Here is a 13972-nt window from a genome sequence, read left to right on the forward strand (position 1 = left end):
ACCTCCCGCCACTCGAAAAGCCACGGCCAGCCTCCTGCGCGAGATCGGGGACAATAGCGGCTTGTTTCACACGTGAGCCGTTTCTGCCACCTCATGGCCTTACTTCCCTACTCCCTGCCGAAATCCGTGTTGTTCAAGATGGACCCGGAGGCCGCGCACGAGCTGACCATGGCCGGTCTGGCCCGTTTCCAGAACACCCCGCTGGCCTGCCTCTGGGGTGCCGAACGGGTGAACGACCCCGTTGAAATCGCCGGCATCACCTTCCCCAACCGGGTCGGCATGGCCGCCGGCCTGGACAAGAACGGCCGCGTCATCGACGGTCTGGGCGCCATGGGATTCGGCTTTGTGGAAGTGGGCACCGTCACGCCCAAGGCGCAGCCGGGCAACCCCAAGCCCCGCATGTTCCGCCTGCCCGAGGCCAACGCGCTCATCAACCGCCTGGGCTTCAACAACGAAGGCCTGGACGCCTTCCTCGCCAACGTCAAACGCGCGCGCTTTCGCGAGAACGGCGGCATCCTGGGCCTGAACATCGGCAAGAACGCCGTCACCCCCATTGAAAACGCGGTTGACGATTACCTGATCTGCCTGGAAGGCGTGTACCCGCACGCCGACTACGTCACGGTCAACATCTCCTCGCCCAACACCAAGAACCTGCGCGCCCTGCAAAGCGACGAGGCCCTCGACGCCCTGCTCGCCCAACTTCAAGAACGTCGTCAGGACCTCATCAAGCGCCATGGCCGCACCGTGCCCATGTTCGTGAAGATCGCACCGGATCTGGACGAAACCCAGGTGGGCGTCATCGCAGCCACGCTGCAAAAGAACGAGATCGACGGCGTGATCGCCACCAACACCACCATCTCCCGTGAAGCGGTCAAGGGCCTGCCGCACGCCGAAGAAACCGGTGGTCTCAGCGGTGCGCCTGTGCTGGAAGCCAGCAACCAGGTGATCCGCCAACTGCGTGCCGCTTTGGGCCCGCGCTATCCCATCATCGGGGTGGGCGGCATCATGAGCGCCGCCGATGCACGCTCGAAACGCGATGCTGGTGCCGACCTCGTCCAGATCTACACCGGCCTCATCTACGAAGGCCCTGAACTGGTCAAGGCCTGCGCCCAAGCCCTCAAGCTGGGCTGACCGGCTCCGGTCGCCGCCCGCCGTCCACCAGGCGGGTGGCCAACTCCAGGGTCTGGATGCACTCTTTCGGCGTCAGGTCCAGGGCGCGTGCGTAGCGCATGTACACCTGGTGCACGGCCGCAGGCTGCTTCTCTGCGTCCAACATCACCGACAGGGCCAGTTCATTGGCCAGGCTGGCCACCGTGCGCAAGATTTCCTCGCGCGTGGCCGGCTTGCGCACCGGATTGGTCCGACTCAAGGGCCGCGCCGCCGACAGCAGGCGCTCATGCAAGCCCCAGTGGCGCAGCACCGCGGCCGTCAACTCGTCCATCTCGACACCCAGCACGGCACTCACGGCGGCCTCGGGTTGCATGCCCGGCGTGGGCCGCCCCTCGGGCTCGGTGGGCGGCACATCCTGCGTCAGGCGCATGATCTGAGCCGCCTCTTCAGGGAAGTGATAGGCGATCAGCGTCGGCCCCAGCGACTGCGCCATCGCCGCCAAAGCCGCCTCTTCATCGTGAATGGAGAACGGCGCCAACAGGCGCGCAACGTGCCCGGCAATGCAATGGCGCCGCAAGGCAGCGGCCAGCCCGGCCACCGCCGCGGCCCCGTCATCCGCATTCAGGCTGGCCTGCGCACCCACGGCGCCCGGCCAGGCGCGGACGCTCGAAGCCACCCGGCGAATCCCCTCTTGCCCCAGCATCACCAAGGCCCGCGACAAGGTGGTCACCCCCTCACCGTCGCCCGGGCTCTGGAACGATGCGGTGTTGACCGAGCGCAGCATCTCCCAGGCCATCGCCGGGTTCTTCAACACCACCTCGACCAGATCGTCCACGCGCAAGGTTTCGACCGACAAGGCCGACACCAGCGCCCGCTCCGTACCCGGGCGCCCAGGCAGGGTGCCCACGGAGTTGAGACGGTCGAGCAAGAGCACCAGCGGCCCGCCGGCATCTTCGGTGTGCGTCTTGATCCAGCGCTGCAAGGCGCTCAAGAGCGTACGGGCATTCAGGTAGCGCTGACGCTGCTGCCGATCGGTGGCGCGGTTGGCGATCGCGCGCAAGGGGTCGGGCACGCTGTGCGGCGTGCTCCAGGGCAAACGCACAATCTCGGTGCCGACACGTGCCACGGCCAGTCCGATGTCTGCCTCGTCCAGCGGCGCTTGGTTCGCCAGCAGGTGATGCAGCAAAAGGCCCACCATCAGCACATCGCGCTCACAGGCCTGGCGCAAACTGAACAGGTCCAGCCTGGGCCGACGTGGCACACCCACAGGCCCCGCACGCAAGCCCACACCCAGTGCGGCCAGGCGGGCTCGCCCGGCGCGGTCCAGCAGCACGCTGTGCAGCCCGATGTCCTGGTGCACCAGGCCGGCCTCGTGGGCATAGGCCAACCCGTCCAGCACATCCACCACGATGCCCGCGACCTCGGTCGGCGTCAGCGGCGCTCCATCGGTGAGGCGCTCCGCCAGGGTGACCTGCTCACCCAGCTCCACAATGGCAAAAGGCCAGCCCTCGTGAACACCCACCTCCAGCACCTGCGCCAGGTGCGGATGTTTGAGCCGTGCGCCGAGCTGCACGTCCTGCATCCAGACATCGCGCTCAGCCTCGTTCAGCGGCTGCACGCGCGGCACACACAGGAGCACCTCGTGCTTCAAATGGCTGTCCATCACGAGCCACGACTGCGTCGCACTGGAGCGCCCCAATTGCTCACGCAACTCGAACCGCCCGAAGTAGCGGGGCGAGGTGGACGATGTGGACGAGGCTCGCGTCATGAAGTGCGCAATGGAAACAAAGGAGCAGCCGCGCAAGAAAGACCGCAGCCTCTCCATTTCACGACATATTCAAATCAGTCGATACTTTAGCCTAGGGGTGACAAGCGGCCCATTTCAGGCGATGGTGCATCGCCGAAGCAACAGTTTTCGACTATGGACACCATCAACAAGGTCTCTCAGGTGTGACCCTGATACGGAGCTCTTCTGTGTCAAAATCTTCACATAAGTGGAAATGAGCGACATCTAAGCCAAAGATCGCTCCTTTCCTTGCACCCCCAAGGACAGTTTCATGAGCAGCGACCTGATCAAACACATTTCCGACGCATCCTTCGACGCAGACGTGCTGCAGTCGGCCCAGCCCGTGCTGGTGGACTACTGGGCCGAGTGGTGCGGCCCCTGCAAGATGATCGCCCCCATCCTGGACGAAGTCGCCAAGGATTACGCCGGTCGCCTGAACGTGGCCAAGATGAACGTCGACCAGAACCGTGACGTGCCCGCCAAGTTCGGCATCCGCGGCATCCCCACGCTGATGATCTTCAAGGGCGGCCAACTGGCTGCCACCAAGGTTGGCGCCCTGTCCAAGGCTCAACTGACCGCCTTCATCGACGGCAACCTGTGATACCTGGGGGCATTTCGTCCCTATAATGCGTTCACCGATTGCCTGACCGCAGTCGGTGTTCGTTTGCCTGCCCGGTCGCCCGACCGGCAGTCTGGGTGCAGATCCCGCAGCGTGAGTCACCCTCACCGGCCCGAATCCAGTCACCCGAGCGAGCCGAGGCGTTCGCCTCAATCCATCCTTTCACCCACGCGTTTTTCACCTGCTCGGCCAAACGTTGCTGCAACGTTGTGGTGCCTGCGGGTTTCGTTCAGGGTACCCCTACATGCATCTGTCAGAACTGAAGGCCCTGCACATCTCGAAACTGGTCGAGATGGCAGAGACTCTTGAAATTGAAAACGTCTCTCGCATGCGCAAGCAGGAGTTGATGTTTGCCATCATGAAGAAGCGCGCCAAGGCTGGCGAGCAGGTCTTCGGCGACGGCGTCCTCGAAGTGCTGCCCGACGGGTTCGGCTTCCTGCGCGCGCTCGACATGAGCTTCCTGGCCAGCACCGACGACATCTACCTGTCGCCCAGCCAGGTGCGCCGCTTCAACCTGCACACCGGCGACCTGATCGAAGGCGAAGTGCGCGTCCCCAAGGACGGCGAGCGCTACTTTGCCCTGGTCAAGGTTGACCGCGTCAACGGTCTGTCGCCTGAGGTCAACAAGAACAAGCTGATGTTCGAGAACCTCACGCCGCTGTTCCCGACCGAGCAGTTCAAGCTTGAGAGCGACGGCCTGCGCAGCGACGACAACATCAGCAGCCGCATCATTGACCTGATTGCCCCCATCGGCAAAGGTCAACGCGCCCTGATCGTCGCCCCGCCCAAGAGCGGCAAGACGGTGCTGATGAAGAACCTGGCTCACGCCTTGGTCGCCAACCACCCCGACGTGCACCTGATCGTGCTGCTGGTGGACGAGCGCCCGGAAGAAGTGACCGAAATGCAGCGCACCGTGCGCGGCGAAGTGATCAGCTCCACGTTTGACGAACCCGCCCAGCGTCACGTTCAGGTCGCCGAAATGGTGATCGAGCGCGCCAAGCGCCTGGTCGAACTGGGCAAGGACGTGGTCATCCTGCTGGACTCGATCACCCGTCTGGCCCGCGCCTACAACAACGTCCTGCCCTCGTCGGGCAAGGTGCTGTCGGGCGGTGTGGACTCCAACGCCCTGCAACGTCCCAAGCGCTTCTTCGGCGCTGCCCGCAACATCGAAGAAGGTGGCTCGCTCACCATCATCGGCACCGCGCTGGTCGACACTGGCAGCCGCATGGACGAAGTGATCTACGAAGAGTTCAAGGGCACCGGTAACTGCGAAATCCACCTGGATCGCCGCATGGCCGAAAAGCGTGTCTACCCTTCCATCCTGATCAACAAGTCGGGCACCCGCCGCGAAGAGTTGCTGCTCAAGGCTGAAATCCTGCAAAAGAGCTGGATTTTGCGCAAGCTGCTCTACCCGATGGACGAGATCGAGGCGATGGAGTTCGTGCTCGACAAGATGCGCTCAACCAAGAACAACCACGACTTCTTCGACATGATGAGGCGTGGTGGCTAATCCACCCCGAAACCCGTTATAATCTCGGGTTTTCCGGCTGTCGGAAAGTGCCAGGCATGGTGCCTGGTGGCTACCGATGATGCAAACAGCAAGAGGTTCCCCTATGCCTAAGCAAGGTATTCACCCCAACTACCGCGACGTCGTCTTCGTTGACCAGTCCAACGGCTTCCAGTTCATCACCCGCTCGTGCGCTCCCACCAAGGAAAGCATCAAGCTGGACGACGGCCGTGAACTGCCCCTGTTCAAGCTGGAAACCTCTTCCGAATCGCACGCCTTCTACACGGGCCAGCAAAAGAGCGTGGACACCCTGGGTGGCCGCGTCGAGAAGTTCCGCAACAAGTTTGCGCAGTTCCGCAAGTAATCCGGCTCTCGGGCCTGTGTTTGCAGCGCCCGTTTCCGCGATACTCAAAGGGGTGGCTCCGGCTGCCCTTTTTCATTTCTGCCTCGCTTGTCGCCACCTCGCATGAACGCTCGCCTTCAGGAATCCCGCGTCTCCCCTGCCCTGGTCACCCAGAAGGCCGTTCAGCGCCTGCCGCGCTGGGCCTTGCTGCTGTTTTGCGCGGCTTATGTCATCCCGGGCCTGTTCGGGCGCGACCCCTGGAAGAACGAAGACATCGCCTCCTTCGGGCACATGTGGAGCCTGGCCCTGGGGCAAGCCTCCTGGCTGCACCCGAATGTGGGTGGCGTGCTGCCCACCTCGGGCGGCGTGCTGCCCTATTGGCTGGGGGCCGCCTTCATCGACCTGCTGAGCCCCTGGGTGGACCCCGCCGTGGCGGCTCGCTTGCCCTTTGCCTTGCTGCTGGCCGCCACCCTGGCCCTGACCTGGTACACCACTTACCATCTGGCCCGCACGGACGCAGCCCAGCCTTTGCCGCTGGCCTTCGGCGGTGAAGCCGCGCCGGCCGATTACGCCCGCGCCGTGGCCGATGGCGGGCTGCTGGCCCTCATCGCCTCACTCGGTCTGCTGCAACTGGGGCACGAAACCACGCCCGAGTTGCTGCAACTGGCGGGCAGCACCCTCTTTCTGTTCAGCCTGGCGGTCGCGCAGGTGCACCCGGTCAAAGCCCGCTGGGCAGCACTGCTGAGCCTGCCCGTGATGGCGGCGAGCGGCAGCCCTGCCGTCGCCGTCCTGCTGGGCCTGGTGGGCAGCGTGATCTGCCTGCTGTCCCGCCAGGATGAGATGCGGCGGCACCTGCGTTGGGTGCTGGCCGCCACCGTGCTGGCGCTGCTGCTGGCCACTTCCTTGTCGGCCCTGAACCTGCCGGGCTGGTCGTGGCGCCTGGCCTGGCCCGATGGCGCAGGCGAGGTGCTGCGTCTGCTGGTGTGGTTCACCTGGCCCACCTTGCCGCTGGCCGCGCTCACCATCTGGCACTGGCGCCGCCAAATCACGCACCGCCACATTGCCGTGCCTCTGTTCACCACCCTGGTGGGCGTGCTGGCCTCGCTGGCCATGAGCGCCAATGAGCGGGCCTTGCTCACCGCCCTGCCCTCGCTGGCGGTGCTGGCAGCCTTCGCCCTGCCCATCCTGCAACGCAGCCTGGGTTCGGCCATCGACTGGTTCTCGGTCTTCTTCTTCACCATCTTCGCCAGCCTGATCTGGCTGGGCTATGTGGCGCTGCACACCGGGGCGCCGGCCCGCACCGCCGAGCGCATCGCCAAGCTCGTGCCTGGCACGGAGGCCGAGTTTTCGTGGCTGGCCCTGGTCGCGGCCGTGATCGGCACCGTGCTCTGGCTGGGCCTGGTGCGCTGGCGTACCGCCCGTGTGTCGCACGCCTTGTGGAAGAGCCTGGTGCTGCCCGCGGGCGGGGTGGCCTTGTGCTGGCTGCTGTTCATGACGCTGTGGCTCCCCATCCTGGACCAGGCACGCAGCTACCGCTCCCTGATCGAGCGCATGCGCGTGGAGGTGCCGGCCCACACCCTGGTATGCGCCCCGCGGGCCTCGGTCGCCTTGCTGACGGGCATGGAGTACTTCGGGCAGTACCGCGTCGACGGTCTGGCGTCCACCTCAGGCGATGCCGCCCGTCACTGCGAGGTGCTGGTCATGCAACTGCCGGGACGCGCCCAGGCACCTCAGATCGAAGGCTGGACCTTCGTCGTGCGGCACAACCAGCGCACTCGCAACTCCGAGCAGATTGCGATTTACCGTCGGTGAGACGCCGGGGCACTGGCCACTGAAGGCCCCTGGCAGCTCACACCAGGCGAACCCGCACCGCAGGCAGCCAGATCGTGAAGGTGGAACCCTTGCCCAACTCGCTCGTCACCTTCAATTCGCCACCGTGGCGCTGCACCACATGCTTGACGATCGACAGGCCCAAGCCTGTGCCGCCGGTGTTGCGTGAACGGCTGCTGTCGGCGCGATAGAAGCGCTCTGACAGGCGTGGCAGGTGCTCCGGTGCAATGCCCACTCCGCCATCCTTCACGCTGAACTCGGCACGCCCATCGGGCAACACCCGCCACCCAATGTCGATGGGCTGGCCATCGGGCGTGTAGCGCACCGCGTTGGAGACGAGGTTGCCCATCGCGCTCAGCCACTCGCTCTCCACCGCCGCGATCTCGCACAACTTGCCGTCCGTGTTCGTGGTCACGGTCACGGGATGGCGTCCACGAGACAGGCCCTGCACGTCGTTGTCGATGCGCTGCATCAAGTCATCGACTTTCAGCCAGGTGTCGGCCGCAGGGCGCGGGCTGCCTTCGATCTGAGCCAGGGTCAAGAGGTCAGAGACCAAGGTCTGCATGCGCGCCGCCTGTTGCGACATCAAGCTGATGACCCGCTGCCGCTCCACCTCGGTCAGAGGCAAAGAGCCCATGGTTTCGATGAAGCCGCTGAGCACGGTCAGCGGCGTGCGGATTTCGTGCGACACGTTGGCCACGAAGTCGCGCCGCATGTGGTCAGCGCGCTCACGCTCAGTGATGTCCTGCGACAACACCAGTTTGAGCCCATCGCCGTACTCTTTCACATGAATTTGCAGCCAGTGGTGGGCGCCCGTCGCCATCGGGCATTTGACCCCTTCGCGGTAGTCGCCGGCATTGAGGTACTGGACGAACGCGGGCTGACGGACAAGGTTCGTCACGCGCTGCTGCAGGTCGCGCTGCGGATCGAGGCCAAAGTGGTTGGCCGCGCTGGTGCTGATCCAGGTGATGTGTTCGGCGGCATCCAGCAGCATCACGCCATTGGGCGAGACCTCGATGGCTGACAGGAAGTCCGCCAGGCGGGCGCGCTCCCGTTCGATGGCCTGCTCGCGCAACTGGAGCAAGCGCTGCACGCGGTAGCCGATTTCCCCCCAGATGCTGGAGATGGCCGGTGGTTCGGCCTCGGGCGTACGCAACCAGTCAAGCAGGCTCTGCCCGCGCCAGGTGTCGATGGCGGACTGGATGATCAAGGCTGAGGCACAGCCCATCAACGCCATGGTCAAGGGGTAAGCCGTATACGTCCCCAGCAACCAGCCCCCCAATGCCCCGACGCCGGCATACCCCACACGGGAGGTGATCCGCGCCAGAAACCACGATTGGTTTGAATCCACCGCTCGCCTTGTTCAGATCAGGCCGCAGCCTCGGCCAACTGCTGAGTGAGACGGTAGCCCGCTCCCCGCACCGTTTCAATCAGCTGTGAGCGTTGCACAGGGGCCAAGGCCTCGCGCAGGCGCTTCACATGCACGTCCACCGTGCGCTCCTCGATGAACACGTGGTCACCCCAGACACGGTCGAGCAACTGCGCACGGCTGTGCACGCGCTCCGGGTGGGTCATGAAGAAGTGCAGCAACTTGAACTCGGTCGGGCCGATCTTGACCTCCTGCTCGCCCCGCGAAACGCGGCGGGTGGACGGATCCAGGCGCAGCCCGGCAATCTCCACGGCAGAGTCGAGTGCCTGAGGGGCCTTGCGGCGCAACACCGCACGCACCCGCGCCATCAGCTCGTGGGGAGAGAAGGGCTTGGTCAGGTAGTCGTCGGCCCCGGCGTCGAGTCCGGCCACCTTGTCGGCCTCCTCGGCACGGGCGGTCAGCATGATGATGGGGATGTCACGGGTGCGCGTAGCCCCGCGCCAGCGCTTGGCCAGCGTCAGGCCCGATTGGCCCGGCAACATCCAATCGAGCAAGACCAAGTCAGGCATGACCTTGTCGATCTGGGTCTGGGCATCCTCGCCGTTGTCGACCACCGTCACCTCGAACCCGGCATGACGCAGGTTCAGGGCGATCAACTCGGCGATCGCCATTTCGTCTTCAACCACCAGCACACGGCTCATGGGCAGCTCCTGAATTGCGCTTACTTGATGATGGACTCGACCGCATCCGGCGTGTTGTGACGCACGTCGGCACCCTTGACGATGTAGATGACCTGCTCAGCCAGGTTCTTGGCGTGATCCCCCACCCGTTCAATGGCCTTGGCCACGAACACCAGATCGATGGAGGCCGAGATCGTACGCGGGTCTTCCATCATGTAGGTGATCAGCTTGCGCATCAGGCCATCGAACTCGGAGTCGATTTCGTTGTCGGCGCGGATGACCTCGATGGCGGTCTGGGTGTCCAGGCGCGCAAAGGCGTCCAGGGCACGGCGCAGCGAGGCCGTGGCCAACTCGGCCGCGAACTGCAGATCGCCCACCGGCAGGCGCAGGCGGGTGGACACACCCGTGTTGATCAGACGTTGCACTGTTCGGGCCACGCGTGCCGCCTCGTCCCCCACGCGCTCCAGATTCCCGATGGTCTTGGAAATCGCGATCAGCAGGCGCAGGTCCCGTGCGGTCGGTTGACGGCGTGCAATGATCAAGGACAGGTCGGCGTCGATGTTGACTTCCATCTGGTTGACCAGGGTTTCCTGGGTCAACACGCGCGTGGCTTCTTCACCATTGAACGTGGTCAGCGCGGCCACGGCCTGCGCCACCTGTGACTCCACCAGCCCCCCCATCTCCAGAACGCGGGTGGAAATACTGCCCAGCTCCGAATCGAACTGGCTGGACATGTGCTTATCGGTCATGAGGCAACTCCTTCAATGTTGGTTGTTGTGCGTTTTCAGGGGCTGCGTCATCAGCCGAAACGGCCAGTGATGTAATCCTCGGTCTCATTGCGCTTGGGCTTCATGAAGATGTCGGTGGTCGCGCCCACCTCGATCAGCTCGCCCAGGTACATGTAGGCGGTGTAGTCCGAGCAGCGCGCGGCCTGCTGCATGTTGTGGGTCACGATCAGCACGGTGTAGTCGTTCTTGAGCTCATGGATCAGCTCTTCGATCTTGCCAGTCGAGATCGGGTCCAGCGCCGAGCATGGCTCGTCGAGCAGCAGCACCTCGGGCTTGATCGCGATGCCACGGGCAATGCACAGACGCTGCTGCTGACCACCCGACAGGCCCGAACCGCTCTGGTTGAGCTTGTCCTTGACTTCGTTCCACAACGCGGCCTTCTTCAAGGCCCACTCCACGCGCTCGTCCATCTCGGTACGAGACAGCTTCTCAAACAGACGCACGCCGTAGGCGATGTTCTCGTAAATCGACATCGGAAACGGTGTCGGCTTCTGGAACACCATGCCCACGCGAGCGCGGATCAGGGCCACGTCTTCCTTGCTCTTGAGGATGTTCTCCCCGTCGAGCAGGATCTCGCCCTCGGCGCGCTGCTCCGGGTACAACTCGAACATGCGGTTGAAGGTGCGCAGCAGCGTGGACTTGCCACAACCCGAGGGGCCGATGAAGGCCGTCACCTTGTTTTCTGGCAAGGTCAGGTTGATGTTCTTGAGGGCGTGGAACTTGCCGTAGTAGAAGTTCAGGTTGTTGACGGCCAGCTTGATGCGCTCCGTCTGTGCAGTGTTTACCTTGGTATCCATGGTCTGGAACTCCATCAAATCAGGGGGCCAGGCGCATCAGCGCTGACGGAAAAGGACGCGGGCGATGATGTTGAGGGCCAGCACACCCAGTGTGATCAGGAACACGCCTGCCCACGCCAGTTTCTGCCAGTTCTCGTACGGGCTCATCGCAAACTTGAAGATCGTCACCGGCAGGCTGGCCATCGGTGCCGACATGTCGGCCGACCAGAACTGGTTGGACAGAGCCGTGAACAGCAGCGGTGCCGTTTCACCGGCAATGCGCGCCACCGCCAGCAGCACCCCGGTCACCACACCGGCACGGGCCGATTTCAGAGTGATCGTCAGGATGACGCGCCACTTTGGCGTGCCCAGGGCGTAAGCCGCCTCACGCAGAGCCTGCGGCACCAGCGTCAGCATGTTCTCGGTGGTGCGGATCACCACCGGCACCACGATCAGCGCCAGGGCAAGCACACCGGCCCAGGCAGAGAAGGACTGCATGCGGGTGACCACCACCGAATAGATGAACAGCCCCACGACGATGGAGGGGGCCGACAGCAGGATGTCGTTGATGAAGCGCGTGATGCTGCCCAGGGCGCCGCGCTGACCATACTCGGCGAGGTAGATCCCAGACATTACACCCACCGGCGTGCCGATCAGCGTCGCCAGACCCACCATCAGCAGCGAGCCCATGATGGCATTCGCCAGCCCGCCCTCATCACCCGGAGCCGGAGTCATCTCGGTCAGAATGCTCCAGCTCAGGCCACCGACGCCGAGGCGAATCGTCTCGGCCAGGATCCAGATCAGCCAGACCAGGCCGAAGGCCATGGCGGCCAGCGACAGCATCAGGGCGACGATGTTCACCAGCTTGCGCGATTTGTAGCGCTGCATGCGCAGGGCTTTCATGTCTGCACTCATGCTGCAGCTCCTTCGTTACGCTTGAGACGGGACAACAGGATCCGCGAGAACGCCAGCACCACGAAGGTGATGAAGAACAGGACCAGGCCCAGGTAGATCAGCGAAGCCTGGTGCAGGCCTTCACCGGCTTCGGCAAACTCGTTGGCCAGTGCCGAGGTGATGCTGTTGGCCGCCTCGAACAAGGACAGCGAATCCAGCTGATTCATGTTGCCGATCACGAAGGTCACGGCCATCGTTTCACCCAGGGCACGGCCCAGCCCCAGCATGATGCCACCCACCACACCGGTCTTGGTGTAAGGCAGCACTACCTTGGAGACCACCTCCCAGGTGGTCGAACCCAGGCCGTAGGCCGACTCCTTGAGCAGCGGCGGGGTCACCTCGAACACGTCCCGCATCACCGAAGCGATGAAGGGGATGATCATGATGGCCAGGATGATGCCAGCCGACAGGATGCCGATGCCGACCGGAGGGCCAGAGAAGAACGCACCCAGATAGGGAATGCCTGTCGTCCACGACTGCAGGGGCTGCTGCACGTAGGTCGACAGAATCGGGCCGAACACCAGCAAGCCCCACATGCCATACACGATGGAGGGCACAGCAGCCAGCAATTCCACCGCGATGCCCAGGGGGCGCTTAAGCCAGTTGGGCGACAACTCGGTCAGGAACATCGCGATCCCGAAACTCACGGGCACCGCAATCAGCAGCGCGATGAACGAAGTCATCAAGGTGCCGTAGATCATCACCAGACCGCCGTAGGAGTCCTGCACGGGGTCCCAATCGGAGCGCCACAGGAAGCTCAGCCCGTATTCCTTGATGGCGGGCCAGGCGCCGATGATCAGCGACACCATGATGCCCATCAGCAGGGACAGGGTGATCAAGGCGGCCAGTCGGGCCAGATTGGCGAACAAGGCATCGGCCCAGGGGGCACTGATGCGTCGTTGAGGAGGAGTGGTCATGGGTTCACGCTTGGCTCTCTGGGAGGCCTGGGCGCCAGGAAGTCTGTCAGCAGGAAGAATGGCAGTCATCGACAGCCTCCGTGGAGAGAATCAATCGGCATGGGTCAGCGGGATACGACAAGAGGCCGATCACCCCATCCCAGGTGACCGGCCAGAACTGCATGTGCAGTGATTTACTTATAAGACACCGGCTTGCCAGAGGCATCCTTGATCTGAGCCCACGATTTGCGCACGATGTCCTTCACGGTAGCGGGCAGCGGCACGTAGTCGAGCTCGACAGCGGTCTTGTCACCGGCGCTGTAAGCCCAGTCGAAGAACTTCAGGGCCCCGCCAGCTTGCTGGGGCTTGTCAGCCGACTTGTGCATCAGGATGAAGGTGGCGCTGCTCATCGGCCAAGCATCCTTGCCAGGCTGGTTGGTCAGCACTTGGTAGAACGACTTGTTCCAGTCAGCACCGGCTGCCGAAGCCTTGAAAGCCGAATCGTCCGGCTGCACGAAGGCACCCGACACGTTCTTCATGGCGACGTGCGACAGCTTGTTGGTCTTGGCGTAGGCGTATTCGACGTAGCCAATCGAGTTGGGCAGGCGACCGACAAAAGCCGACACGCCTTCGTTACCCTTGCCACCGGCACCGGTGGGCCACTTCACGGCAGCGCCTTCGCCCACCGTTTGCTTCCACTCAGGACTCACCTTCGACAGGTAGTTGGTGAACACGAAGGTGGTGCCCGAGCCGTCAGCACGGCGCACCGGTGCGATGGCAGCGTCGGGCAGCTTGACGCCGGGGTTCAGCGCGACGATGGCGGGGTCGTTCCACTTGGCGATTTTGCCCAGGTAGATGTTGCCCAGCACTTCACCGGTCAGCTTCAGTTCACCGGGCTTCACACCCTGGATGTTGACCACCGGCACCACGCCACCGATCACGGTGGGGAACTGCATCAGGCCTTCCTTGGCCAGCTCTTCGTCCGTCAAAGGCATGTCGGATGCGCCGAAGTCCACGGTCTTGGCCTTGATCTGACGAATGCCGGCACCCGAACCCACCGATTGGTAGTTGATGCGCACGCCGGTAGCCGTGTTGTAGGCAGCGGCCCACTTGGCATAGACGGGGGCGGGGAAGCTGGCGCCAGCGCCAGTCACGTCATTGGCCATCACGCCAAAAGAAGCCACGGTCAGTGCCACAGCGGCGGCAGTGCGAATCAGTTTGAAGCTCATGTGTACGCCTTTCCTGTCTTGGGACAGTTGAATATCGACATCAGCAACTTTAAGCACGCAATATGACGCGTCTGTGACAGCAAAA

At 63.6% G+C, this 13972-nt stretch carries 13 protein-coding genes; 5 read left to right on the forward strand and 8 right to left on the reverse strand.

Annotation, left to right across the window (positions count from 1 at the left end):
• Positions 1 to 93 precede the first annotated feature (93 nt).
• Positions 94 to 1131, forward strand: a complete 1038-nt coding sequence (locus tag RBT42_RS00515; RefSeq protein WP_320361621.1) for a quinone-dependent dihydroorotate dehydrogenase — start codon at positions 94 to 96, stop codon at positions 1129 to 1131.
• On the opposite strand, the gene RBT42_RS00520 is transcribed toward RBT42_RS00515, so the two are convergent.
• Entirely contained in the window at positions 1118 to 2878 is a 1761-nt protein-coding gene (locus RBT42_RS00520; RefSeq protein ID WP_320361623.1) for an HDOD domain-containing protein, read from the reverse strand. The two genes, RBT42_RS00515 and RBT42_RS00520, sit on opposite strands and share 14 nt — an antisense overlap.
• A gap of 289 nt (positions 2879 to 3167) precedes the next feature.
• On the opposite strand from RBT42_RS00520, the gene trxA reads away from it, so the two are divergent.
• From trxA to RBT42_RS00540, 4 genes are all read left to right on the forward strand, one after another.
• On the forward strand, positions 3168 to 3497 hold the full coding sequence (gene trxA, locus RBT42_RS00525; RefSeq protein ID WP_320361625.1) for a thioredoxin TrxA: 330 nt from the start codon (positions 3168 to 3170) through the stop codon (positions 3495 to 3497).
• A 262-nt stretch (positions 3498 to 3759) separates the two neighbouring features.
• Complete coding sequence (rho, locus tag RBT42_RS00530; protein ID WP_320361627.1) at positions 3760 to 5025, forward strand: transcription termination factor Rho; 1266 nt, start codon at positions 3760 to 3762, stop codon at positions 5023 to 5025.
• A 103-nt stretch (positions 5026 to 5128) separates the two neighbouring features.
• A complete protein-coding gene (locus RBT42_RS00535) occupies positions 5129 to 5386 on the forward strand; it encodes a type B 50S ribosomal protein L31 (RefSeq protein WP_320361629.1) in 258 nt (85 codons plus the stop codon).
• 102 nt (positions 5387 to 5488) lie between these two features.
• Positions 5489 to 7177 carry a hypothetical protein gene (locus RBT42_RS00540; protein ID WP_320361630.1) on the forward strand — a complete coding sequence of 563 codons (1689 nt, stop codon included), beginning with the start codon at positions 5489 to 5491 and terminating at the stop codon, positions 7175 to 7177.
• 37 nt (positions 7178 to 7214) lie between these two features.
• On the opposite strand, the gene phoR is transcribed toward RBT42_RS00540, so the two are convergent.
• From phoR to pstS, 7 genes are all read right to left on the reverse strand, one after another.
• Positions 7215 to 8546, reverse strand: coding sequence for a phosphate regulon sensor histidine kinase PhoR (phoR, locus tag RBT42_RS00545; RefSeq protein WP_320361631.1), 1332 nt, complete (start codon positions 8544 to 8546; stop codon positions 7215 to 7217).
• 17 nt (positions 8547 to 8563) lie between these two features.
• On the reverse strand, positions 8564 to 9265 hold the full coding sequence (gene phoB, locus RBT42_RS00550; protein WP_320361633.1) for a phosphate regulon transcriptional regulator PhoB: 702 nt from the start codon (positions 9263 to 9265) through the stop codon (positions 8564 to 8566).
• 20 nt (positions 9266 to 9285) lie between these two features.
• Positions 9286 to 9993, reverse strand: a complete 708-nt coding sequence (phoU, locus tag RBT42_RS00555; RefSeq protein WP_320361634.1) for a phosphate signaling complex protein PhoU — start codon at positions 9991 to 9993, stop codon at positions 9286 to 9288.
• A 50-nt stretch (positions 9994 to 10043) separates the two neighbouring features.
• Complete coding sequence (gene pstB, locus RBT42_RS00560) at positions 10044 to 10829, reverse strand: phosphate ABC transporter ATP-binding protein PstB (RefSeq protein WP_320361635.1); 786 nt, start codon at positions 10827 to 10829, stop codon at positions 10044 to 10046.
• Between the two features lie 36 nt (positions 10830 to 10865).
• Positions 10866 to 11723 (reverse strand): phosphate ABC transporter permease PstA, encoded by an 858-nt coding sequence (gene pstA, locus RBT42_RS00565; RefSeq protein WP_320361637.1) that lies wholly within the window; start codon positions 11721 to 11723, stop codon positions 10866 to 10868.
• Positions 11720 to 12679 (reverse strand): phosphate ABC transporter permease PstC, encoded by a 960-nt coding sequence (gene pstC / locus RBT42_RS00570; RefSeq protein ID WP_320361639.1) that lies wholly within the window; start codon positions 12677 to 12679, stop codon positions 11720 to 11722. Before pstC ends, pstA begins: the two co-directional genes overlap by 4 nt.
• Positions 12680 to 12852: 173 nt before the next feature.
• Positions 12853 to 13887, reverse strand: a complete 1035-nt coding sequence (gene pstS / locus RBT42_RS00575) for a phosphate ABC transporter substrate-binding protein PstS (protein ID WP_320361640.1) — start codon at positions 13885 to 13887, stop codon at positions 12853 to 12855.
• Positions 13888 to 13972: the final 85 nt, after the last annotated feature.

Origin of the sequence: Aquabacterium sp., assembly GCF_034003525.1 — a bacterium.
Classification (GTDB): Bacteria; Pseudomonadota; Gammaproteobacteria; order Burkholderiales; family Burkholderiaceae_C; genus Aquabacterium.

Excerpts from the sequence above, each read along its gene's own strand:
- pstA (WP_320361637.1), bottom strand. The coding sequence starts at position 11,723 with ATGAGTGCAGACATGAAAGCCCTGCGCATGCAGCGCTACAAATCGCGC.
- phoB (WP_320361633.1), bottom strand. The coding sequence starts at position 9,265 with ATGAGCCGTGTGCTGGTGGTTGAAGACGAAATGGCGATCGCCGAGTTG.
- RBT42_RS00535 (WP_320361629.1), top strand. The coding sequence starts at position 5,129 with ATGCCTAAGCAAGGTATTCACCCCAACTACCGCGACGTCGTCTTCGTT.
- rho (WP_320361627.1), top strand. The coding sequence starts at position 3,760 with ATGCATCTGTCAGAACTGAAGGCCCTGCACATCTCGAAACTGGTCGAG.
- pstS (WP_320361640.1), bottom strand. The coding sequence starts at position 13,887 with ATGAGCTTCAAACTGATTCGCACTGCCGCCGCTGTGGCACTGACCGTG.
- pstB (WP_320361635.1), bottom strand. The coding sequence starts at position 10,829 with ATGGATACCAAGGTAAACACTGCACAGACGGAGCGCATCAAGCTGGCC.
- RBT42_RS00540 (WP_320361630.1), top strand. The coding sequence starts at position 5,489 with ATGAACGCTCGCCTTCAGGAATCCCGCGTCTCCCCTGCCCTGGTCACC.
- phoU (WP_320361634.1), bottom strand. The coding sequence starts at position 9,993 with ATGACCGATAAGCACATGTCCAGCCAGTTCGATTCGGAGCTGGGCAGT.
- pstC (WP_320361639.1), bottom strand. The coding sequence starts at position 12,679 with ATGACCACTCCTCCTCAACGACGCATCAGTGCCCCCTGGGCCGATGCC.
- RBT42_RS00515 (WP_320361621.1), top strand. The coding sequence starts at position 94 with ATGGCCTTACTTCCCTACTCCCTGCCGAAATCCGTGTTGTTCAAGATG.
- RBT42_RS00520 (WP_320361623.1), bottom strand. The coding sequence starts at position 2,878 with ATGACGCGAGCCTCGTCCACATCGTCCACCTCGCCCCGCTACTTCGGG.
- trxA (WP_320361625.1), top strand. The coding sequence starts at position 3,168 with ATGAGCAGCGACCTGATCAAACACATTTCCGACGCATCCTTCGACGCA.